Origin of the sequence: Synechococcus sp. R6-10 (assembly GCF_047461815.1) — a bacterium.
GTDB lineage: Bacteria > Cyanobacteriota > Cyanobacteriia > Thermostichales > Thermostichaceae > Thermostichus.
In genome coordinates this window covers 1-756 of record NZ_JANSHW010000576.1, presented here as the reverse complement: position 1 = coordinate 756, position 756 = coordinate 1, and the positions used below count along the sequence as shown (strand labels likewise).

The 756-nt window shown below is 63.2% G+C and carries 1 protein-coding gene; it reads left to right on the top strand.

The genetic code is table 11. The features are described from left to right. Positions 1-227: 227 nt before the first annotated feature. Positions 228-756, top strand: a 529-nt coding sequence (locus tag NW837_RS14030) for a Uma2 family endonuclease (RefSeq protein ID WP_414332213.1), incomplete at its 3' end; no start/stop codon positions are given.

Below are 756 nucleotides of genomic sequence, written 5' to 3'. Positions count from 1 at the left end.
CATCCGCAGCAGGCGAATGAACAGGTCCGCGCCCAGCCCGACAACGCCGAACACCGGCGACTCCGCTCCGCCCGCGCGATTGAGCAGCAAGCCCCCGACAATCCCTATCAGGATGCCCGCCACAACCCACCGTAGGGACACAAACTCCCTGTCGCGTTCCATCGGCGAAGAGATTCGCGGTTGGGGAGGGGATTCCTGTATTGACTTGCTCAGGTACAATTTCCTCGATGACGCAACTTGGCACGGCTCGTCTACAAAAGCGGGCGCAGCGTGCGTGGCAGACGCTGTCCCGACGCAAGTTCACGCGCGAGGACTACTACCGCCTCGCTGAGGTCGGCATTCTACGCGAGGACGAACGCGTGGAACTCATCGAGGGAGAGATTCTGCAGATGGCGCCCATCGGTCCTGAGCATGTTACGGCGACACACAGCCTCTACGACTGCTTGCGCCGTGTGTTCGGCAAGGGGTATGTGGTGCGGATGCAGTCGCCGTTGTCGCTGGGCGATAGCGAGCCGCAGCCCGATCTTGCCGTTGTCGCGGGCAGCCCCAGCGACTTCCAACACGCCCATCCCACACATGCCGTGTTGGTTATAGAGGTCGCCCAGAGCAGCCTGCCCTACGACCGCGAGGTCAAGTCCAGCCTCTACGCCCGCGCAGGCATCCCCGACTACTGGGTGCTGGACATCGAGAACCGCCGCTTAGAGGTCTACCGCGACCCAGCCGAGTCGCTCGACGCGCCGTTTGGATACGCCTACC